The 19,358-nt window shown below is 46.3% G+C and carries 22 protein-coding genes, 1 tRNA gene and 1 pseudogene; 17 read left to right on the top strand and 7 right to left on the bottom strand.

Annotated features, from left to right (window positions below; all coding sequences use genetic code 11):
- The first annotated feature begins 20 nt into the window (after nucleotides 1-20).
- Nucleotides 21-500 carry a DUF4446 family protein gene (locus FKP33_RS21245; RefSeq protein WP_141336313.1) on the top strand — a complete coding sequence of 160 codons (480 nt, stop codon included), beginning with the start codon at nucleotides 21-23 and terminating at the stop codon, nucleotides 498-500.
- Here the strand turns inward: FKP33_RS21245 and yyaC are convergent.
- Nucleotides 475-1,104 carry a spore protease YyaC gene (gene yyaC / locus FKP33_RS21240; protein WP_127605342.1) on the bottom strand — a complete coding sequence of 210 codons (630 nt, stop codon included), beginning with the start codon at nucleotides 1,102-1,104 and terminating at the stop codon, nucleotides 475-477. The two genes, FKP33_RS21245 and yyaC, sit on opposite strands and share 26 nt — an antisense overlap.
- Nucleotides 1,105-1,283: 179 nt before the next feature.
- On the opposite strand from yyaC, the gene FKP33_RS21235 reads away from it, so the two are divergent.
- The 4 genes from FKP33_RS21235 to FKP33_RS21220 all read left to right on the top strand — a co-directional run bounded on the left by FKP33_RS21235 (nucleotide 1,284) and on the right by FKP33_RS21220 (nucleotide 2,865).
- Nucleotides 1,284-1,523 carry a putative Se/S carrier protein gene (locus FKP33_RS21235; protein ID WP_054796106.1) on the top strand — a complete coding sequence of 80 codons (240 nt, stop codon included), beginning with the start codon at nucleotides 1,284-1,286 and terminating at the stop codon, nucleotides 1,521-1,523.
- Between the two features lie 18 nt (nucleotides 1,524-1,541).
- Complete coding sequence (locus FKP33_RS21230) at nucleotides 1,542-2,468, top strand: mechanosensitive ion channel family protein (RefSeq protein ID WP_141336312.1); 927 nt, start codon at nucleotides 1,542-1,544, stop codon at nucleotides 2,466-2,468.
- Nucleotides 2,469-2,702, top strand: a complete 234-nt coding sequence (locus tag FKP33_RS21225) for a DUF951 domain-containing protein (RefSeq protein ID WP_054796107.1) — start codon at nucleotides 2,469-2,471, stop codon at nucleotides 2,700-2,702. It abuts the gene before it with no gap.
- A 72-nt stretch (nucleotides 2,703-2,774) separates the two neighbouring features.
- Nucleotides 2,775-2,865, top strand: a tRNA-Ser gene (locus FKP33_RS21220).
- 641 nt (nucleotides 2,866-3,506) lie between these two features.
- Here the strand turns inward: FKP33_RS21220 and FKP33_RS21215 are convergent.
- The 3 genes from FKP33_RS21215 to FKP33_RS21205 all read right to left on the bottom strand — a co-directional run bounded on the left by FKP33_RS21215 (nucleotide 3,507) and on the right by FKP33_RS21205 (nucleotide 5,799).
- Complete coding sequence (locus tag FKP33_RS21215) at nucleotides 3,507-4,961, bottom strand: SulP family inorganic anion transporter (RefSeq protein WP_141336311.1); 1,455 nt, start codon at nucleotides 4,959-4,961, stop codon at nucleotides 3,507-3,509.
- A 327-nt stretch (nucleotides 4,962-5,288) separates the two neighbouring features.
- The gene (locus tag FKP33_RS21210; protein ID WP_054796138.1) at nucleotides 5,289-5,540 is read right to left on the bottom strand and encodes a hypothetical protein; all 252 of its coding nucleotides are present in this window, start codon (nucleotides 5,538-5,540) and stop codon (nucleotides 5,289-5,291) included.
- A 73-nt stretch (nucleotides 5,541-5,613) separates the two neighbouring features.
- On the bottom strand, nucleotides 5,614-5,799 hold the full coding sequence (locus FKP33_RS21205; RefSeq protein ID WP_127605334.1) for a YjzC family protein: 186 nt from the start codon (nucleotides 5,797-5,799) through the stop codon (nucleotides 5,614-5,616).
- A gap of 250 nt (nucleotides 5,800-6,049) precedes the next feature.
- Here FKP33_RS21205 and rpsF point away from each other — a divergent pair, with 250 nt between their 5' ends.
- The 7 genes from rpsF to FKP33_RS21170 all read left to right on the top strand — a co-directional run bounded on the left by rpsF (nucleotide 6,050) and on the right by FKP33_RS21170 (nucleotide 12,318).
- On the top strand, nucleotides 6,050-6,334 hold the full coding sequence (rpsF, locus tag FKP33_RS21200; protein WP_054796110.1) for a 30S ribosomal protein S6: 285 nt from the start codon (nucleotides 6,050-6,052) through the stop codon (nucleotides 6,332-6,334).
- 38 nt (nucleotides 6,335-6,372) lie between these two features.
- Nucleotides 6,373-6,867 (top strand): single-stranded DNA-binding protein, encoded by a 495-nt coding sequence (gene ssb, locus FKP33_RS21195; protein WP_054796111.1) that lies wholly within the window; start codon nucleotides 6,373-6,375, stop codon nucleotides 6,865-6,867.
- A gap of 342 nt (nucleotides 6,868-7,209) precedes the next feature.
- The gene (gene rpsR / locus FKP33_RS21190; RefSeq protein ID WP_023559051.1) at nucleotides 7,210-7,494 is read left to right on the top strand and encodes a 30S ribosomal protein S18; all 285 of its coding nucleotides are present in this window, start codon (nucleotides 7,210-7,212) and stop codon (nucleotides 7,492-7,494) included.
- 214 nt (nucleotides 7,495-7,708) lie between these two features.
- Nucleotides 7,709-8,857, top strand: coding sequence for a tyrosine-type recombinase/integrase (locus FKP33_RS21185; RefSeq protein WP_228551779.1), 1,149 nt, complete (start codon nucleotides 7,709-7,711; stop codon nucleotides 8,855-8,857).
- Entirely contained in the window at nucleotides 8,854-10,251 is a 1,398-nt protein-coding gene (locus tag FKP33_RS21180) for a tyrosine-type recombinase/integrase (RefSeq protein WP_141336310.1), read from the top strand. The genes FKP33_RS21185 and FKP33_RS21180 overlap by 4 nt, the downstream gene beginning before the upstream one ends.
- Nucleotides 10,244-11,875, top strand: a complete 1,632-nt coding sequence (locus FKP33_RS21175; RefSeq protein ID WP_141336309.1) for a tyrosine-type recombinase/integrase — start codon at nucleotides 10,244-10,246, stop codon at nucleotides 11,873-11,875. Before FKP33_RS21180 ends, FKP33_RS21175 begins: the two co-directional genes overlap by 8 nt.
- Nucleotides 11,872-12,318: a DUF6262 family protein gene (locus FKP33_RS21170; protein WP_005828377.1), complete on the top strand. Its 447-nt coding sequence runs from the start codon at nucleotides 11,872-11,874 to the stop codon at nucleotides 12,316-12,318. The genes FKP33_RS21175 and FKP33_RS21170 overlap by 4 nt, the downstream gene beginning before the upstream one ends.
- 137 nt (nucleotides 12,319-12,455) lie before the next feature.
- Here the strand turns inward: FKP33_RS21170 and FKP33_RS21165 are convergent, their stop codons facing one another.
- Nucleotides 12,456-13,352 carry a manganese catalase family protein gene (locus tag FKP33_RS21165; protein WP_074730211.1) on the bottom strand — a complete coding sequence of 299 codons (897 nt, stop codon included), beginning with the start codon at nucleotides 13,350-13,352 and terminating at the stop codon, nucleotides 12,456-12,458.
- 82 nt (nucleotides 13,353-13,434) lie between these two features.
- On the bottom strand, nucleotides 13,435-13,683 hold the full coding sequence (locus FKP33_RS21160; RefSeq protein ID WP_141336308.1) for a YuzF family protein: 249 nt from the start codon (nucleotides 13,681-13,683) through the stop codon (nucleotides 13,435-13,437).
- Between the two features lie 198 nt (nucleotides 13,684-13,881).
- Between FKP33_RS21160 and FKP33_RS21155 the strand changes: the two genes are divergently transcribed.
- The 4 genes from FKP33_RS21155 (at nucleotide 13,882) to FKP33_RS21140 (ending at nucleotide 18,347) form a co-directional block, all read left to right on the top strand.
- Nucleotides 13,882-14,085 (top strand): hypothetical protein, encoded by a 204-nt coding sequence (locus FKP33_RS21155; RefSeq protein ID WP_028407024.1) that lies wholly within the window; start codon nucleotides 13,882-13,884, stop codon nucleotides 14,083-14,085.
- A 536-nt stretch (nucleotides 14,086-14,621) separates the two neighbouring features.
- A complete protein-coding gene (locus FKP33_RS21150) occupies nucleotides 14,622-16,112 on the top strand; it encodes a spore germination protein (protein ID WP_141336307.1) in 1,491 nt (496 codons plus the stop codon).
- Nucleotides 16,112-17,269: a GerAB/ArcD/ProY family transporter gene (locus FKP33_RS21145; protein ID WP_181410235.1), complete on the top strand. Its 1,158-nt coding sequence runs from the start codon at nucleotides 16,112-16,114 to the stop codon at nucleotides 17,267-17,269. The genes FKP33_RS21150 and FKP33_RS21145 overlap by 1 nt, the downstream gene beginning before the upstream one ends.
- On the top strand, nucleotides 17,250-18,347 hold the full coding sequence (locus tag FKP33_RS21140; RefSeq protein WP_181410234.1) for a Ger(x)C family spore germination protein: 1,098 nt from the start codon (nucleotides 17,250-17,252) through the stop codon (nucleotides 18,345-18,347). The genes FKP33_RS21145 and FKP33_RS21140 overlap by 20 nt, the downstream gene beginning before the upstream one ends.
- Nucleotides 18,348-18,392: 45 nt before the next feature.
- Here FKP33_RS21140 and FKP33_RS29500 read toward each other — a convergent pair.
- Nucleotides 18,393-18,509: pseudogene (locus FKP33_RS29500) on the bottom strand (bacterioferritin-associated ferredoxin); the annotation flags it as partial.
- 157 nt (nucleotides 18,510-18,666) lie between these two features.
- Here FKP33_RS29500 and FKP33_RS21135 point away from each other — a divergent pair.
- On the top strand, nucleotides 18,667-19,017 hold the full coding sequence (locus tag FKP33_RS21135) for a hypothetical protein (protein ID WP_141336304.1): 351 nt from the start codon (nucleotides 18,667-18,669) through the stop codon (nucleotides 19,015-19,017).
- Nucleotides 19,018-19,358 lie beyond the last annotated feature (341 nt).

The raw sequence follows: 19,358 nt of genomic DNA, 5'->3' as shown, positions 1-19,358 counted from the left end.
ATACATATGGGGGAACGAAGATGATTATTCCGGTAGAGGTTGTATTCGTAGCAGCTGCAGCAATCATGGTTGTATTTATGATCATCGTCATCACGCTATGGGTCAAACTGAATAAACTGAGAACAAAATATATGGCCATGCTTAATGGTACCGGCAGTATGAACATGGAAGAGATTATTATTGATCTGCAGCAGAAATACAGTGATTTGAAACGAAGCAGTGAGGCTGCCGATCAAACGGTTCAGCGAATTCGCGAGCATCTTAACCGTATGAAATCGCATGTCGGTATTTATCGATACAATGCTTTTGCAGAGAGCGGCAGCGATCTTAGCTTCTCAGTTGCATTTGTTGATGAACAAAAGAACGGAGTCGTATTAAGCGGAATACATAACCGGGAGCAAACGTATGTTTATGCGAAACCGATTGAGCATGGACAATCGAAATATACGCTATCACCCGAAGAAAAAGAAGCGATCAATCGATCTTTACTAAAGGAATAGGGACCCAGCGCTGTCTCATAAGAAGTGCCGCGTGTATCGCTTTGGAAATCGTTTCTGACATCGCCATGACGAGGCTCAAGCGCGTGTTCTGCAAGACGAAGTATTCCATGAAGCCGCCTACGTTCACGATGCCTGTTACATGCATATTGCCTACCGGAGGCAGCTCTTTATTAACGCCCGCGCCCGGTTTGACAGGACCATCGCCGAGCTGAATACAGCCGACACTTGTCAATTGTCCCAGACAAGCATCGATTGCAATAATAAACGGATTATTAAAATGCTGGTAGATCGTCGTTAATGTTTCGCTGAGATTCATGGCATGAACGGGATGATCCAGGGTACCGTAAAGATGAATACCTTCCGATTGAAGCTTCTTTAAATGAGTGCCGACGAGAGGGCCCAGTGAATCTCCAGTCGAACGATCCGTACCCACACAAACAATGACGATCGGTTGGTGGGCGGGAACCGATTGTATGAATTTAAATAAGGCTTCAGATAAGAGCTCTATGCAGTTGGATTCGGAATGCATGACTTTTATGGCAGCAGTTGGGACTTGCTCTTTCGATTTGTCTGGGGATGGCTCTTTGGAAAAAGGCAGTTTCATCACAGGTTCCTCCTTAGGGGAGTAAGATTGGAAAGGCTAGCAACATCTGGAATCAGTAGAGTGTTACTAGTATACGGATCGTAGGAACGTTTTATACGTAGTATTGGGAAAAGAATCGGCCGTAACGGGGGAAGCAACCGAGTCTAGTAAAAGGTTAAACAAGAAGGAGGCCGGCTGCTATGATGCTGATGGCGTTCGATTCGACTCAGCAAGCATTGCGAGCGGAGATGCTGCTCGAATACGCAAATATCGAGAACGATATGTGTCCGACTCCCAAAGAAATCACGGCGGGCTGCGCGCTATCATTAGAATTTCCCGCTGAAGCGCTGGCCGAAGTGCAGGAGATTATCCGAACGGAGTCGGTTGAGATCCGAGGCATTTATTTCAAAAAGAATGGAATGTATGTTACGATAAGTTAAGCAAGGAGGGAGCTACTTATGTTTCAAATCCATCAATCGCTGCAAGCAGATGCAGCTGCTCTGAAGGATTGGAAGCAGACCTGGATGCAAGTGCAAACCCAATTGCTGGAGTATGTATCCAATCCCGAAGTTTGGATCGGTTTATTCATGGTCATTCTCAAAATCATTCTTATTTATATAGGTGCACGTTTAGTTGTGAAATTGGCTAATTCAGGACTTCAGCATTTATTGACAGCCAGGGAAAAAAGTCCGTTGAAATTCGACTCGCGGCGTACGAAGACGATCGGCAAGCTGGTCGGCAATATTGTTACGTATGTCGTCAATTTCATCATGATCTTGATGATATTAAGCCAATTTAACGTCAATCTTGGCCCGGTCCTGGCAGGCGCCGGCGTTGTCGGGCTTGCAATCGGTTTCGGTGCGCAGAGTTTAGTGAAAGATGTGATTACCGGTTTTTTCATTATTTTCGAGGATCAGTTTGCAGTAGGGGACGTAATCCAAGTCGGGGCTTTTAAAGGTACGGTCGAGGAAATCGGACTGCGTGTAACGCGTCTAAAGAGTTGGACAGGCGAGGTACATATTATACCGAACGGAACGATCAATCAAGTAACGAACTTCTCTCTGTATAACTCATTGGCCGTTGTTGATGTATCTGTCGCTTATGAAGCCGACATCGATCAAGCGATGCGTATATTGGAAGAAGTGGTAAATAAAGTATACGAAACGAACGTAAATATGGTGAAAGAGCCGGAGGTACTAGGGGTACATATGCTCGGTGCTTCCGAGGTGACCTTGCGGGTAACGGGGGAATGTAAGCCCAACATGCAGGTGGCCGTATCCCGAGAGCTGAATGCGGCGATCAGGAAAGCATTTCAAGCCGCTGGAATTGAGATCCCTTATCCCAAGGTCGTAACGTATCAACGAAAGGAGGCGGCCGGAACCTAAATGGAGAGAAAACAATATCAGCTGGGCGATGTCGTACAAATGAAGAAGCCGCATCCGTGCGGCACCAACGAGATGGAGATTATCCGGATGGGGATGGATATTCGAATCAAATGCGTGGGCTGCAAACATAGCGTGCTTGTACCTCGCGCGAAATTTGAAAGCAAGCTGAAGAAGGTGCTTCGTTCAACGGCCGTTGAAGATCACGGGGATGCAGCTAAAGAAACATTGGATTAAAAAAGTTATTAAAATGGCTTGCATTTTTCTTAAGTGCTGTGCTATTATATTACTTGTCCCTTTTGGAAATGCGGAAAGGTACCCAAGAGGCCCAAGGGGGCTGACTCGAAATCAGCTAGGCGGCTCGCGCCGTGCGTGGGTTCGAATCCCACTCTTTCCGCCACTTACATTAACAATTACAGCCCTTCTACGGATTAACGTAGAAGGGCTTTTTCGTATGTTGATGATGGCCTTTTACGACATGAGCGGGGCAATCGAGGACGGTTGTAAACGCCTATAAAGCGCGTTCTAAGGAATATATTTGTACGGTTTGATAATTTGCTTGAGAAGGGCGAATAAACCCGTAAGCGGGCCGCTAACGCGTCTCTGATGCGTCTGAAGGCGGATAGGGAAACTCCAGGTTGAACGATGACGAAATAAAGCGGTACAATACCCCGAGAAGCACAAAGGTGATGGCAGCTAAGAGCAGACAGATCATGCTGCAGCCAATGAGGAATAAGGAAGAGTCGAACTTCATGGAAGCGGAATATAAGCTGTGTCGTCCGAGGGAAGGGGGCTGTGCTGTAACCAAATCAAAAAGATATCCACATGTGGATAAATATCGAATAGGAAAGGGGCTCGTCTAAGAAGTTAAGTTATTCACATGTGGATATACAACAGAGATATTCCATCAAGGCGATACTGTGGATGAACTCGAGCACAAACATAAACCCGCACACTCTTGTTGGCAGAGCGTGCGGGTTTCGTGTATGACCAGTATGAGGCGAGAGGGCGGGGTGGTGGTTGACACTCCGCCTATTCGATTTAATGTCCGCCGGATGAAGCGGTTAGACCGACTTTGTCAATGAGCCGCTGGCTTTCTTCATTTAATCCGACAATGACGACTTTCTTATCCAGTTGTTCATATTTAGCAACGACTTTGCCGATGGCGGTGACGGCGGAGTGATCCCATACATGCGATTGGGAGAAATCGATCCGGACCGTATGCGGGTCCTGCTGGTATTGAAATAAACCGACGAAGGAATTCATCGTCCCGAAGAACAATTGGCCGGATAACTTGTAAAGTATGCTGCCATCCGGCAGCAGAGTAGTGGCGGAGCGAATTTTGGCCATTTTCCAGGCAAATATGACTGCACTGAGCACGACGCCGGCAAACACGCCTTTGGATAAGTCGTGGGTTGCAACAACAATCGCCACCGTGACGATCATGACGAACGTGTCGGTGCGCGGGATTTTCTTCATCTCGCGCAAGTAGCCCCAGTCAAAAGTCCCGATCGATACCATAAACATAACGCCGACAAGCGCTGCCATCGGAATTTGCTTGACGACGTCACCCAGCACGATAATGAGGAAGAGCAGAAACAGTCCGGCCACTAACGTGGACAATCTCGTGCGGCCCCCGGATTTAACGTTTATTACAGATTGACCGATCATGGCACAGCCGGCCATCCCGCCGAAAAAGCCGGTGGCGATATTCGCGATGCCTTGTCCTTTCACTTCTCTATTCTTGTCGCTGGTTGTATCGGTCATCTCATCAATGATCGTTGCGGTAAGCAGCGATTCCAAAATACCGACGATAGCTAACGAAATGGAGTACGGTAAAATAATCCGGAGCGTATCCAATGAAAACATAACTTGCGGAATGTGGAAGACCGGCAAAGAGCTTGAAATGCGCCCCATGTCGCCAACCGTATTCACATCCAGGCCGAGTCCGATTGTAAGGACTGATACGACAATAATGGCAGCCAAGGCGGACGGAACTGCTTTGGTGAATCGCGGCAGCACGTAAATGATGACGAGCGTAAGCGCCACCAAGGCATACATGATCCAGCTTTGTCCGACGAAATGGGTCAGCTGTGCCATAAAGATCAGGATGGCGAGCGCATTGACGAATCCGGTCATAACCGAATGGGGAACGAACGTGACGAGCTGCCCTAACCGAAACAATCCCATAAGGATTTGCAAGATGCCGGCGAGCACGGTAGCCGCAAACAAGTATTCGATCCCATGATCCTTGACGAGATTCACCATCAGCAAGGCCATAGCGCCTGTAGCCGCGGATATCATCCCGGGTCTTCCGCCAACGAAAGCAATAATGACCGCGATACAGAACGAAGCGTAGAGTCCAACCATCGGGTCCACACCTGCGATAATGGAGAACGCAATCGCCTCCGGAATTAAAGCCAACGCGACCGTGATACCGGATAAAATGTCGCTCCGCGTGTTGGAAAACCAGGTAGTATTCAGTTGTCCTTTCAAAATTAGTACTCCTCCTTATACATGTAGAATAATGACTTTCCACTCTCAGAAAAGTCGGGGCCGATGTGTATAAGATGAAATTATACATAAAGAAGAAGAAATTCTCGATTTAGCCAATCTCCATGTAAGCGGAAAAAGTATCATCATGCTCCCGATTTCTTTGAAATTCAGCAAAATTCGATCCATTTCTAATCACTTGTGGGGAACATGCTCGCAAGCAAAAAGGATGCTGCCGGAGAAAACAGCAAACAGCAAGAAAAAGACTGGCGTCGACGCACAGCCTTTTTTGCTTTAGACAGAGAAACGGTAACGCAGCGCAATGGCTCATTAACGGTGCCGAACTTGGCGGTAGATGGAAAAACGATCAATGACATACCCGATAGCGGCCCAGGAAAGGGTAGTTAAGACGTAGAGCAGCAGCGGATTCACATCCGTATATGTAAAAATCGGATAGAACCATGCCGGAACGCTTAGGGCATAGAACAGCAGGTAAACCGGGTCGTATTCATGACCGATGTAATGAACTAAACATAAGGCGGCCCCGATGATTGTACAGATCGCCGTGATTTTATATTTCATAGGAAAAACTCCTTTGCCGAAATAGCTTGAAGGTAACCCCGCCTGCAGCGCAAACGGGGGTGAGGCCTGGCAATTAACCACGGAACACTTTTTTCCATTTCCGGTTATGATTTTTGGTGTCGGGAAAGGATTCGCCTTTCTTGAGCTTGATGATTTTCGGATCGTTGATGCCCATGTGAAAAGCATCTTCTCCGACTTCCATATATTCGCCGTCATTCGGGGCTTTATCGCCGGGACGGAATTGACTCCATTCACCCATGACAGGTGGTCACCTCCTGTTGGTTGATGTAAGATTAGAATTTCCGTTCGAATCCCTAACCATGAGGCTTAATTATTGCCAAGTCGGAGAGAGACGTCGGTTCTAGGCGAAGAATGCCGCTTGCTTTGCCGAACCATTTTTGCTATAGTATTTAGGTGCGAGTTTTGACTTAAGCTTTTCTCATTCCTCGCTCCTTGCTTCTGACGGTACAAGCCGATTCAGGGGCCATAGTCCAAAAGGAGGTGACAACATGCGCAAATATGAAGTAATGTACATCATCCGTCCTGATCTTGAGCAGGAAGCTGTTCAGGCTACGGTGGAGAAGTTCCAAAACATCATCAACAACGGTGGCGAAATTACGAAGCATGACCTGATGGGTAAGCGCCGTCTTGCGTATGAGATCAACAAGTTCCGTGACGGTCATTATGTGTTGGTGCATTTCAACGCAAACAATGACGTTGTGAGCGAGCTTGACCGCGTAATGAAGATTTCCGACGAAATCATTCGTTACATGATCGTTAAAGACGTAGCTTAATTTATGCCGTGTAACGGCTAATCCGGGAGGGAATGCGGATGTTGAATCGTGTAATTCTGATCGGAAGACTGACACGTGACCCTGAACTGCGCTATACCCCGGCAGGTGTGGCTGTAACCCAGTTTACGCTTGCGGTAGATCGACCTTTCTCTAACCAAGGGGGCCAGCGGGAAGCTGATTTTATCCCGGTCGTCACTTGGCGTCAACTGGCGGAGACTTGCGCGAATTATCTTCGCAAAGGTCGTTTGGCCGCTGTGGAAGGCCGCATTCAAGTGCGTAACTACGACAACAATGAAGGACGGCGCGTATACGTGACGGAAATCATTGCTGACAATGTGCGTTTCCTGGAATCGGCGAACAGCGCTAACCGTGAAGAAGGCGGACCGGCAACGGGCGGCGGAGGAAATTATGGCGGCGGCGGTAGTGGCAACGGCGGGAACCGTGGCAATTTCGGCGGAGCACGCGACAACCAAGATCCGTTCCAGGATGACGGTCGACCGATTGACATCTCCGATGATGATTTGCCGTTTTAGAGAGCGTAACATCTGAGATCAGAAAATGCTTTAAGACCTCAGTAAAATCAAGGGGTTTTAAAGCATTTTAACTGTGTAATGGTAATCTTCATTTACGACCAGCATCCACGGTTTATTAAGATCGCGCGATGTTGAGTAAAGTGTGTAATACGTTATGACCGTCAATGTAGTCTAGTGATGATGACCATCCTTATTTCAAGATGTGGGTGTAGCCCCGTAGTGAGAAGTCGGGTGTGGGTAAGTCGTAAGACTTATCCATACCCAACTTTGAACTAGAGGATAGTCAGAAAAAACTTGGCACGTTAACCAATGTGCAATAATGAAGGGAACGAGAAAATAACAATGGCATTTGCACAAAGAAATGACGAAGAACGTGGTGAAAGAAAGTTTGCTCCACGTAGAGGTGGCAAAGGTAAACGTAGAAAAGTTTGCTACTTTACAGTCAATAAAATTACTCATATTGATTACAAAAATACGGAAGTTCTTAAAAAGTTCATTAGCGAACGTGGGAAGATTCTTCCTCGCCGTGTGACTGGAACAAGCGCAAAATATCAACGTGCATTAACAGTTGCAATTAAACGTGCTAGGGCGGTAGCGTTGCTTCCGTACACAACGGATAATATCTAGGAAAAAGGTGTGTTGGCCTTATGGCAACACACCTTTTTCTATGGTAGCACAAAAGAGTTCATTGAACCCGCGGCGGAAGAGCATTGCATGTGCGAATCGTTCCTTTTGTTTCTTGAGTTTACTCCGGAACTCAACTATGATAATTGACAATTAACTCTATAATAATAGATGATGGATGATATACACACTCAAGATCGGTAAAAGTGGGAAAACATTGGCTAAACATCATATAGGATTGATCTCGGTGGTGATGAATATGGGCAATCTGAAAATTGAAAAAACTCTCAATGAGGCCGGAAAACGAAATGTAGTAGTTGTGGATGAGGACTACAACATTGTCGAGGAAATAACATTGTTTCTTCACTATTTAGAAGAGAAGGGGCACTCTGAGAACACAATCGAAGGTTATAGTAGAGACTTAAAGGAATATTTCACTTGGTTAAACGAAGTGGGGCTTAAATTTTACGAGGTTAGGAAAGCGGATATGTTTTCTTGGCTTGAGTATTTGAAAACGAAAGTCGGAAAGACGGACAAAGAGAAATCTGCAAAGACAAAGAATAAGTATATGGCAACAATAGCCTCATTTTATCGATATTATGAAGTGATTGGGGGCTTTGTGACGGAGAACCCATTAACTTATAAAGATGATTCAAAAAACAGACATTTCCTAGTTCAGAAAGTTAGTCGTAAAGATATGGGTTTTAATTTCTTCCGAGTTAAAGAGAAAAAATCAGTTAAGGGTAAGCGTTTGACTCGGGAACAGGTTGAAAAGCTCTATCAAGGACTTGAGATGTTACAGTCAGATGAGAGCTTGAATGCCCGAAATCAGTTATTGTTCAGATTTCTTTATGAAACGGGTTGCCGGATTAGTGAGGCACTAGGTCTTCGTATAGGTGATTATGAGATTCAAACAAAAGTTGGGGTTATAAAGGTAAAAGAGCATGATCCACTATACCATAAAGACCACAACATCAAATCACTAGAAAGGGAAATACCCGTCAGCAGAGATATTGTCTTTGCCATAGAGGATTATATCTTGTATCATCGCCCTGATGATGGAAAACATCTTACGATATTTGTGAATCATGAAACCAGCCCTGGCCAATATATGATCCGCGATACGATAACAAAGCTCTTCAATAAGCTATCTGAACAAGTGGGTATTAAATGCACTTCTCACATGCTTAGGCACACCCATGGAACCGAACTCACCGAATCGGGATTTGATATGCGTTATGTCCAAGATAGGTTAGGTCATAATGATGTTAAGTCTACGAGTAAGTATCAACATTTGTCGCTTGAAGCGAAAACAACGGCATATGAAAGCTTCATGCGTCAGAGAAGGAGCGCGGAGTTGAATTGAGTAGAGCGTATATTTCAACAGTTGATACAAAAACTGATAGATGGGAGGTTCCGTATCAATCGAGTTATGGTGATAAATTATCTTTTGAATTTTCATATTTGCCAAATAAATGGTTCAAGAAAATACATAAGCAAATAACAATTGAATGCATGAGTCTAGGGAAGCCGAGTGTCGAAACACTGTATCGATATAATTATTCATTGAAACGGTTCTTTGAATTCCTGAAAGAATACAACTTGAAAATTATGGATTACGCCGATTTATCGCACCAAATCACTCAAATGTATATTTATTATTTACAACAGATTCAATTAGCAAACTCTACAAGATCGGTTGCTATGTCTGCACTAAAATGGGTAATAGAACATGGGCAGTTTTTTGAGTATGATGGTTTTCCGGAGGGACAGGTTTTTGATGGAGATGAGTACCAAGCACTTAAGCAAGATGATGTTTTAAGGACAAGGTATATACCCGATAATGTAATGGAACAGATTGAAATAGCTTTAAAAAAGGAGAAAAACATCCTCTTGAAGTCTATTGTGGAGATCGGCATCGATTCGGGAATCAGGCTTTCAGAGGTTTTGGACCTAACCGAGGGGTGTATAACTGAAGATTTTACAGGAAAACCCGTATTGTATGTTTTCTCTCCGAAAAATAAGGCTGACAGATATATCCCCGTATCAAATCGAGTCAAACGGGCAGTTCAACTACTTGAACAATACTCAGAAGTGGCCAGGAAAGAACTTGCAACAAACTACATTTGTCTTTACTGGCAAAAACGGAATATACGGTATGCCAGACTGCTCCAAAAAATATTTCGAGATAAACTTTATCGGTTTGTCAAAAAGCATGATATCAGAGATAACGATGGCGAATTATACCCATTAACCTTTCACGCATTTAGGCATACGCTTGGAACGGACATGCTAAACAAGGGTATGAGTATGTTTGAAATTCAAGAATATCTTGGTCATGAATCATTACACTCTACAAGTTTATATGCAAAGGTCAAAGATCCAAAAATTGAAAGCGAATATAAAAAGCTTGGATTTATTGGCATGATAGTCAAGGAAATCAATGAGAAGGAACTTGGTCAAGGAAAGAATCTCGACACGGAAACGCTATTGTCTGCTTCATTGCCTGATGGGGCTTGTCAGAAGCCGATAAATAATGAGGGCAAGATATGCTCTAAATTTAATATGTGCGTGATCTGTCCTAAGTTTATCACGACTCCCGAACACTTACCAATTCATAAAGACCATTTGGATCGTCTCAGAGCCAACAGAGAGGCATATATGGCTCAGGAGTATATCGGGACGACGAATCATCTTGAGACTGTTGAATACGCCTTAGAAACGATTATAGGGCGTTTGGAGGCGATGCAGAGTGGTTGAAAGCATAAAGCTTCAATTGTTTGATTACAACCCCCTAATGCCCCAATTAGATTTCCGCTGCGGTAATAGTAAATTCTCAGACAATGTATGGGATTTTAACGGATTTATTAATGTAGAGCATTTGTCTGGCAAGAGGCTTATGATTGATTTTGAATTTGTTGTTGATAAGCCCAAAATGCTAGAAGTAATAAAATGGTTTATGCATCATGAGTTAACCACGGGCAAGTTTTCAACTGCCAAACGAAATTTAGACGGTGTTGTTCGATTTTCTAAATTTATAAAAGAATATGCGCCGGAAGTGGAGTCGTTTTCAGAAATTGATCAGATTTTATTGGAGACGTATTTTACGTATTTGCCTGAAGCGAAAAGCGAGACAAGCGGTCAGTTAATAAGCTCTGTTTCAATCAAGAAAAGTGCATTGGCGTTAAAAGAAATCTTATTAAAGGGAAATATTAAAGGCTGGGATGTTCCAAAAGATGTTCGATTTGTTCAGGGCATGTACAATGAGCTCATTATTAATAACAAAGCGTTAAAGAAGGATGCCAAGCAAGCAGAGCAAGTAAACATTGATAAAATTTCGGACGAACAGTTGATCGATCAGATATTGCGTAAAGCAGTAAGTGATTTAGATATGGACGAAAATATACTTGTTGCAGCTAGCGTAGTAGTTGGATTGCAGCTTGGACTTCGCATTAGCGAAATCATTACTATGTATAATGCCTCCATTGAGCCAATTGGCGGAGAAACTAAATTAGTATACAACACCGGTAAACTGCAAGCCGAACCTACGAGGGTGTATAAACCAGCGAATGCCCTTGTCGTACAAGCCATTACGAAAGTTGAAAAATACACGGATCCGTTAAGAAAAGAATCGGGCTTACCGTATTTATTTCTTAATCGAATACGTAATGTCAAAGGATATCCCGTGGGTATAGTTTCCCATGCAAATTGGTCAAAGAATTTTTTAAGACCCTGGCTTCAAAAACACAATCTCCGATATAAAAATGGAGATATTGCTGATTTTTCATCTCATACATTCCGCCACGCTTGCGCTACGTATGCTTTAAAAGGCGGGGCCTCTCTGGAAACCATACGGGAATTGTTAAATCACAAGTCCATTAGAGGTACACAGCACTATACCCACCTGCTTCAAGAGGATGTAAGGAACAAGTTCGCGAAAGTATTCAATGAAGGCGCAGTTCTTGTTGGTAAGCAGGCTCTTCAAATAAAAGAAAAACTTAAAGTAATTAACCCATTCAAAGGAAAGACCATCGAACAAGTTGATAAATTGCGTAAAGCGCATAAGATTCAAATTTTGTCACATGGACTTTGTCTTCACCATCCAATGCGAAATGAACCTTGTGAAGGCGACGGGATATGTTTAGGATGCCGCAATTTTTTGACTACTCCGGACTTTCTTGAAGTTCATAAAGGCCGGTTGAAAAAAATTCGTGGCGAATTGGCATCTGCACCTGCTGGAGGTCCTTATGAGAACAAGTTAAAGACAATTGAAAAATACCTCGTAGGAATTATTGATGAGTTGGAAACCCAGGTGAATTATTCCGGAATTGATAATCATTCAGATTACAATATCACACCAAGCGAATGGGAGGGAATGGCATGAGTGACCCTTCTAAAGAAAATAAACTCGTTACACTGGAGCGTATCGAACAAGCAATAACAAACCTCCGAAAAGGAAAGAAAAAACTGTCCATATCAGCGATTGCTAAAAAAGCTGGCATTGAGCGAAAGACGATCTATAATCGTCCTGATCTTAAGGAACGCTGTGATCAAGCCATTTTGCTGCAGATGGAAATTGAAAAAGGGGCAGAAGAAATTGCAGCTACTGCAATCGAAACGTCAACCAGACCAAGCGGCAAAAGATTGCTTGAGAATCGGTATGAAAAAGTTAAGCAGGCGCTTCAGAATGAGAAGGAAAAGAACGAGAAACTTCTGGAAATATGCAGAAAACATGTCATAGAGAAAGCACAACTAAAATCTCGCATCGAATATTTAGAAAATAAAATTCAAGAACTAAGGGATAGGCAATTGAAACCATTCAAATAAAGGCTTGTGCTTGACCACCACCATGTGACGAGCCGCACGCTGGGAGTCGCGCACGGCTAATAGAAATAAACATAAATAAAGGTTTCGTATACATGCCATATAAGCAGCAACCCTTACCCGTATAGGAACGCAACACCTTACAATCCGGCGAGCTTTTGCAGCCGTTGGGCAATCTGCATAAAATCCTCATTCGAGATGCCAGGGGCAAATTGTTCCGGCACTTCTTCAAGATCGGGCACTTCCCCTCCTTGGGGAACTCCTCTGACGACTTCCAATCGCTCTCCGTCGGAAGGGTGGGATCCTTTCCAGATTTGAGCGATATCTTCATAGTCTGAATCGCTAAACGTATATAACTTTCGATGAATTCCCTGTTCTTCGTATTTGCGGGTCGCATCAAATGCCCGATTCTCCAGATTGGGAATAGGGAGCATTTTTTTGACGTCGACTCCGGTCATGATTTCGAGCGCCTTCGCGTAAGCAAGCACATGAACTCCCCCGCGGACCAGCAAGTAACCCGTCATTTCGCGGGCGACAGGATGATCTGTCATCTCGTACACGCGCATCTTATGGGTGCGGGCGCCGCATTCGAGAAAAAAGTTATGCAGCAGATCAAGTACCAGATTGCCACTGTTAAAGACATAATCACCGTTCCATGCTTTGCCCATCGAATCGCCGGGCAACGAGGTTTGAGCCGTTGCAATAAAATGGTAGGTATTGCGTTTGTCAAGCCCGTTGCGCAGAGGAGCCGCATCCGGATCTGCCGGAAATGTGGAACCGGACAGGCATAAATTAATGGAATTCATCACCAATTCCACATGGCCAACCTCCTCCGCCGTAATGCTGGCCACAAGTTCATAAAAGGGCTTCAGCTTTTTTTTGCTGCGAAAATTCGAAGATTGGACCAAATAATTATTCAACGTAGACATCTCCCCGAAACGGCCGCCTAATAGTTCCTGCACAGCCGCCGCGGCGTTGGCGTCCGGATGTTTGGGAACAGGCAATGCAATGGGCAATCGATTGATGCGCTTGAACATGGCGGTCATCATCCCCTTATCAATTTGATGGTTCTTAGTATCTTTATGACAGGGGACGTTTGTCTCATGCCGCGCCGGAGTGCTAAGAGGGCATAACCCAAATCATTTGCTGCGTGCGCAGAAAAAATGAGGAATTGTCTGTTTGCAGCAGGACATGATCTGGTTTCACGTCGGTTATCGTACCCCGAACAGGGCCCCGAAACGTTTCAATAACCACCGGCTTTCCTTGAAGCGAGCGCAAGGTGTGATAAAAATACGGGTCAACCAAGGTTACTGTGGATAATGCGGGATTTGCCGTTTCTCTGTACAGTCCATTCGGATAAGCATACACGATGAAATCTCCTCCTCATTCTTGTTACCATTTAGCCTATGCCGAAGGAAGGAAGGTTGTGTTTCCGATTGCATTTGAGACAACCAACCCGATAAAAATGACCGGAAACCGGGCGGATGCCGTTGTCGCTTCTATGCGTCTGCCATAGACTGATGCTGTAAGTTCAAAATTCACCTACCCAAGGAGGAATGGTTTTGAATGCAGTTTACTAAACAGGCAATGCCCATGTTTACGCATGACCACGCCGCTTATGTCAGGCAAATGCACGACTGGCACATGAAAATGGCTCAATATCACGACCAATTGCGTGCCTTTCATCTGGAAAGAGCGAAACAATTTCAAAAGCTGGCCGAAGAAAGAGCGAAAACGTCAGAAATACCCAGCGGCACCAGCGCCGCTTAAAGGCGAACCGACATGGAGCGATGTGATGAGTTGGCAGCATTCCGAATCAAAATCTGGGACCGTTATGTAACCCTTCGTTCCCAATATGGAACCCGGATGCCCTTGTCTTTCGATCAGTTCTGGTACGACTTTTTGGCCAGGCACATGATATCCGACAGCAAGGTTGAGCAAGTGTATGAGGACTTCTGCAACAACTGGGAGAAGCAGTGTTTGCGAAATGTTCACGAATCAAGTCATCGGCAGGAAGGAGGCCGCTGAAAAAGATACGTTTTTTCTGTGATGCCTCGATTTTTAAGTTTGATGTTGCAGGAAAATAAGGAAAAGTCCGTTTAAAGCCGTCTCACAGGCTAAAAACGGACTTTTTGCATCGCAGAAAGAAGGCGAGGGGACTTTTTTCAGTGGCCTCGCAGGAAGCCCGTGGTTTTTCACGAAATGACTGATAATCTCCGGACTGCCAACAGCCCGGAACTGCGAGGTATGTTTTTTTTCATATCGGGAAAAATAATACTGGACTAAACGCGAAAGGGGGGGAGCCGATGCGTTGGATCGGTTGGTTTCAAAAGCAAGACAAAAGCAATACGCCAAAAGAAGCCGATACTCAACCTCCCGCAGGCAACTTGTCTCCGCAGCACATTCAGCAATTGTTTCACGATATTCACGATGCACAGGTGCATGAGTTGGATGCGGGAGGGCGGAAAGTCAAGCTGTTTTACATCCGTTCCTTTGTGGATCAAAAACAGGTCGAAAGCGACATCGTGCTTCCCCTTTTGCACGCCCCGGACAAACAAGCAGGACAAAAGGTGATTTCCGAAGATCGGGTGGACGTAACGACGTTGCAGCAAGCCGAAGAGCTCATCCTGCAGGGAGGAATTCTTGTTTTTGATGAAACCGGGAACGTTTGCGCAATCAAAAAGCAGAATCAGCTCGGCCGCGCCATCGAGTCTTCCGAGCAGGAATCGATTGTTTACGGTCCCAAAGACAGCCTGAACGAGCGGCTTGACAAAAACTTGACCTTAATCCGTCGCCGGCTGCCCGTAGCAAGCCTAAAGTCAAAGAAATGGACCGCCGGATCGTTAAGCAAAACTTCTGTTGTGCTGCTGTACATGGAAGGTATTGTCAATCCGGAACTGGTGCGGATCGCAGATATGAAGACGAAACAAATTGATTTCGATGTGCTTCTCGATTCTTCCCATATCTCCGCTTTGATGGAGGACCACGTCAACAGCGTTTTTCCGCAATTTCAACAGACGGACCGTCCGGACGTGCTGGCCGCGGCGCTGGCCAGCGGCAAAGTGGTCTGGCTGGTGGACAACACGCCGTTTGCGCTTGTAGCGCCCATTACGTTCTTTGATCTGTTTCAGTCCCCGGAGGACTATATTCACCGATGGATGGTGGGCAGCTTCCTGCGGGGGCTTCGTTTTGTCGCGTTCGTAATTGCTCTGTTTTTGACCCCGGCTTACGTGGCGGTGACGGTTCACCATTATCAGATGGTTCCGCTGGAGATGCTGTTTGTCCTGATGCAATCCCGCAGTGAAATTCCGTATCCTCCGTTCTGGGAAGCGCTGCTCATGCTGCTGACGCTGGAGATATTAAAGGAAGCCAGTTTGCGCATGCCAACCAAATCCGGCCAAACGCTCGGCGTCGTGGGCGGTATTGTCATCGGTCAAGCGGCCGTGGAAGCAGGAATCGCAAGCAATGTGATGGTCATTGTGATCGCCATCTCCGCCATCGCCTCGTTTCTCGTTCCCAACTATTTGATGACGAACGCGAGCAAACTGCTCCAATTTGCCCTGCTCATTCTGGCATCATGGCTTGGGATGTGGGGCATCGGGTTCGGTTTGCTCTGGCTGTGCATCCACCTGCATGGGCTGACTTCGCTCGGGCAGCCGTATTTGTCCCCGCTAAGCCCGTTTTTTGCAAGCGACTGGAAAGATACGGTGTTTCGTGCGCCGCTGTCCAGGATGCGCACAAGGCCGGCTTATTTGAAGCCGCTGCAGCGGATGCGCGTTACCGGGAGGAAACCGTGATGGCTTCTCGTGTAGGTTCGGCCGGTTTGTTTTCGATTTCAGCGCCCTTCGGTTTCTTGTCCCTCGCCTTCTGGGCGAACCGGATGCAAACGTTATATTATCTTTTATATTTGCCCAGTGTGCTTGCGGAGCCGGTTATGATCGGCCTCATCCTGCTGGCGGCGGGATGCTCGCACCTCAACATTTTGATGATTGCCCGCTGTTTTGCATGGAAAGAAACGCCCGGCGGTTATCTCGGCATCGTCCGCACGTTGGGAACGGCGGTGTCTTTCCTGTTTTTGCTTGCGGGGCTGTTCGCTGTTTTGATGAAAGGTATCGTGCTGATGATGGGTTATGTCGATATTGTGCACCATATTTTGTTTCCCGCCTTACATGCTACGTTGTTTGGCATCCTGCTATTGTGTGCTTGCGTATACCTGGCTCGATTGGGCATGGAGAAGACCGTTCGTTTTGCGATCGTTGCGTTTGTCGGCACGATATGGGTTACCTTCCTGTACGTGCCGTTTGCGTTTCCGCCGGCTGCCGAATACCGCCATCTGCTCCCTCTTCTTCCGGAGCACATGCCCAAGGGAGCTTGGCAAACCTTTCTTACGATATGGGCGGCGTTCTCCGGTCCCGAATATATGCTGGCATTGCCGAAAGAGGCGGTAGACGCGAAGAAATTGAAAACGGCTCTGATTTCCGCCAATGCATTTACCGCATTCGAGTACATATTCTTTTTTGTCATTTGCCTGACGTTTTACGGATCTGATTATTTGCAGCGGCAAGACTTGCCGATCGTCGATCTGATCCGGTATATTCAGCTTCCTTTCGCCGAACGGCTGGAAATGATCCTGATTCCAGCCTACGCCATTTCCGTCGTTTACGTCGTCGCCATCCTTCTATTGTATGCGGCGGGAGCAATCCAATGTCTTGCGCGCAGTCGTCTTTCAGCAGGAAGAGCGCCGCTTTGGTTGGCGTTTTTGATGATGCTTCTGCTGACATGGATGGCCGGTCGCTGGATATGGCCGAATGAATGGAAAGCCAAGGAATGGATCACCTGGCTTTCATGGCTGGATGCCAGCACATATACCGTTTTGCCTTTTGGCTTCTTCCTCTTGGGATGGATCACGATTCGCAGGACATGGAGGGATCGACATGCCGGCGGCTCGTCATAAACCGCTTCTTCTATTACTGGCGTTGCTTGTTCTTGGCGGTTGCTCGTTTGTCGATAAAACCAATACCATTGAGGAAATAGCGCCGGTTGTATTGCTTTATCTGGATGAAGGGAACGACGGATCCGTTAAGCTATCTACCATCATTCCCCCCCTGAAGGAAGAGAAAAAGAGCGTGATTACAACGTCCTCCAATACGTTAATCGAAGGAAGATACTTACGAAACTTGAAGTATTACCGGGAAACGAAAGGGGGGCAGATCCGAATGATTTTCTTCTCCGAAGCCATGGCTAACCGGGGGCTGATGTCTCTGCTCGATACGTTACTGCGTGATCCCGAAATTTCCAGCCGCGTGTTTCTCTCTGTTGTGAGTGGCGATATGATCGGATATTTGAACAGGCAGTTGCAGAGCAGGCAGGAGGAAATCGACTTGTATCTGTACAAAATGTTTGCGCACTACGAAAAGCAAGGGCAATTGACGACAAGCAACGTGCATGAATTTCTGGCCAGAATGTACAACCCTTATGCCGATCCGGTTCTTCCCTATTACGCCGTCGCAAATAATGAACTTCGTTATTCCGGGACGGCGCTGTTCCGCGGGGATAAGATGGTCGGGACGGTTTCGCTGCCCGATGACGTCTTTTTCCAAATGCTGCGTGAAAAGAGAAGCGTTCAAAAGACGATGCCGCTGCCAGCGGCGGATGTCGTGCTCGGCAGTATAAAAACCGAGCGGCAAATTCGTTTTACCGATTCGTTCCGGAAAGTTCATATTGACGTGATACTTAAAGGACGAGTGGAAGAAGTCCCCGCTGGACAAAAGCTGGGCAATCTCTGGGAATTGCAGGAGTTCGAGCGTTCGCTTGAACGGAGAATTCAGGAGAAGCTGGAGAAAGTCATCGATCGAACGCAGTCGTTATGTGTCGACCCGTTCGGCCTGGGCATGCACACGGTAGGATGGAAGGAACGGCCATTCACCCGTGAGCAGTGGAACCAACGATGGCCGGATATGGACGTGACGATCCATGTTTCGCTGAAGCTGGAGCATACCGGGATGCTCGATTCGCATGCGGACCGGCGATGAAGACGCAGCTCGCGCGCCCTGTGTCACTCGCCAATGATCGCGTCTTCATGACATGGAACGTTTGAAGCCGCGTACAAAAGCGCTCACATTCCCCAAACAGCAAGTCCCCTGCGGATTGTGGATTTCGCATGCGCAGCGGCCAGCCTGTACCTGAGTTTTGATCCGGTCAACATACGATTCCGGCATGATCGGAAGGTGCGCAGCAATCCACAGGAATTCCCCCTTGCAGGATGTGTGAAAGGAATTGACGTTCGACGCCTCTGGAATCGTAAGGTAGCTTCCAAATCTTTACGAATTTTTTTCGCACGAAAAATTTTATGTGTGGCGTCTGGAACCGGATCAACTGATCAATTATACCGGCGTTGTGATGCTGCACACCTTTTGCATTTATCCTTTGACTGCTTTTCTCTACCTGACTCGTTTTCCAGAAGTCGAATGGAAGGCTGCGGTTCACATTGCAAAATGGGTGCTGATCTATATCGGTGTAGAATGGGTTGGATATCGCCTCGGTTATATTACCTACTCCCACGGCTGGAATTGCTGGTGGTCGCTTTTCTTTGATGTACACAAGTTTCTGATGCTTCGCTTTCATCATACAAAGCCGGTTTGGAGCATCCCGATGACGATACTGTCCATCTTCTTTTACTTGATCCTGTTCGGTTATCTGTAAAGAATCCATGCCCCGTGACTGGCATTTTTGCCGAGGACGCATATAATGACGTGATCCAACTTTTGAGGAGTGATGAATCATGTCCGTTGCGGCTCAAACAAGTACAAAGAGTGTACCTCCCTTTTCCATATGGGGGGTTCATGCATCTGTCGCCGGAAGACCGGTTGTGTGGGGCAAACTCGTGATGCGTGTTTTGCCGGATCAACAAATTCAAGGCACCATCCGATTTCGCGGAACGCCGATTCCGATTGAAGGAAGCTGGAATGAAAGCGCGCAGCAGATCATGTTTCATTCCCCCTACGCCGCCTACTCCGGCCATTTATCCATCTACGACGATGTCC

Origin of the sequence: Paenibacillus sp. tmac-D7 (assembly GCF_006519665.1) — a bacterium.
In the GTDB taxonomy this organism is placed as follows: Bacteria; Bacillota; Bacilli; order Paenibacillales; family NBRC-103111; genus Paenibacillus_G; species Paenibacillus_G validus.
Note: the sequence above shows the minus strand (reverse complement) of the source record. Positions and strands in the feature narration are given on the sequence as shown.

What these genes read in the sequence shown, in the direction of transcription:
- FKP33_RS21245 (WP_141336313.1), top strand. Translation starts at nt 21, where the DNA reads ATGATTATTCCGGTAGAGGTTGTATTCGTAGCAGCTGCAGCAATCATG.
- FKP33_RS21155 (WP_028407024.1), top strand. Translation starts at nt 13,882, where the DNA reads ATGCAGTTTACTAAACAGGCAATGCCCATGTTTACGCATGACCACGCC.
- rpsR (WP_023559051.1), top strand. Translation starts at nt 7,210, where the DNA reads ATGGCATTTGCACAAAGAAATGACGAAGAACGTGGTGAAAGAAAGTTT.
- FKP33_RS21140 (WP_181410234.1), top strand. Translation starts at nt 17,250, where the DNA reads ATGCCGGCGGCTCGTCATAAACCGCTTCTTCTATTACTGGCGTTGCTT.
- FKP33_RS21165 (WP_074730211.1), bottom strand. Translation starts at nt 13,352, where the DNA reads ATGTTCAAGCGCATCAATCGATTGCCCATTGCATTGCCTGTTCCCAAA.
- FKP33_RS21230 (WP_141336312.1), top strand. Translation starts at nt 1,542, where the DNA reads ATGTTTCAAATCCATCAATCGCTGCAAGCAGATGCAGCTGCTCTGAAG.
- FKP33_RS21170 (WP_005828377.1), top strand. Translation starts at nt 11,872, where the DNA reads ATGAGTGACCCTTCTAAAGAAAATAAACTCGTTACACTGGAGCGTATC.
- yyaC (WP_127605342.1), bottom strand. Translation starts at nt 1,104, where the DNA reads ATGAAACTGCCTTTTTCCAAAGAGCCATCCCCAGACAAATCGAAAGAG.
- FKP33_RS21210 (WP_054796138.1), bottom strand. Translation starts at nt 5,540, where the DNA reads ATGAAATATAAAATCACGGCGATCTGTACAATCATCGGGGCCGCCTTA.
- ssb (WP_054796111.1), top strand. Translation starts at nt 6,373, where the DNA reads ATGTTGAATCGTGTAATTCTGATCGGAAGACTGACACGTGACCCTGAA.
- FKP33_RS21145 (WP_181410235.1), top strand. Translation starts at nt 16,112, where the DNA reads ATGGCTTCTCGTGTAGGTTCGGCCGGTTTGTTTTCGATTTCAGCGCCC.
- FKP33_RS21225 (WP_054796107.1), top strand. Translation starts at nt 2,469, where the DNA reads ATGGAGAGAAAACAATATCAGCTGGGCGATGTCGTACAAATGAAGAAG.
- FKP33_RS21235 (WP_054796106.1), top strand. Translation starts at nt 1,284, where the DNA reads ATGATGCTGATGGCGTTCGATTCGACTCAGCAAGCATTGCGAGCGGAG.
- FKP33_RS21205 (WP_127605334.1), bottom strand. Translation starts at nt 5,799, where the DNA reads ATGGGTGAATGGAGTCAATTCCGTCCCGGCGATAAAGCCCCGAATGAC.
- rpsF (WP_054796110.1), top strand. Translation starts at nt 6,050, where the DNA reads ATGCGCAAATATGAAGTAATGTACATCATCCGTCCTGATCTTGAGCAG.
- FKP33_RS21150 (WP_141336307.1), top strand. Translation starts at nt 14,622, where the DNA reads ATGCGTTGGATCGGTTGGTTTCAAAAGCAAGACAAAAGCAATACGCCA.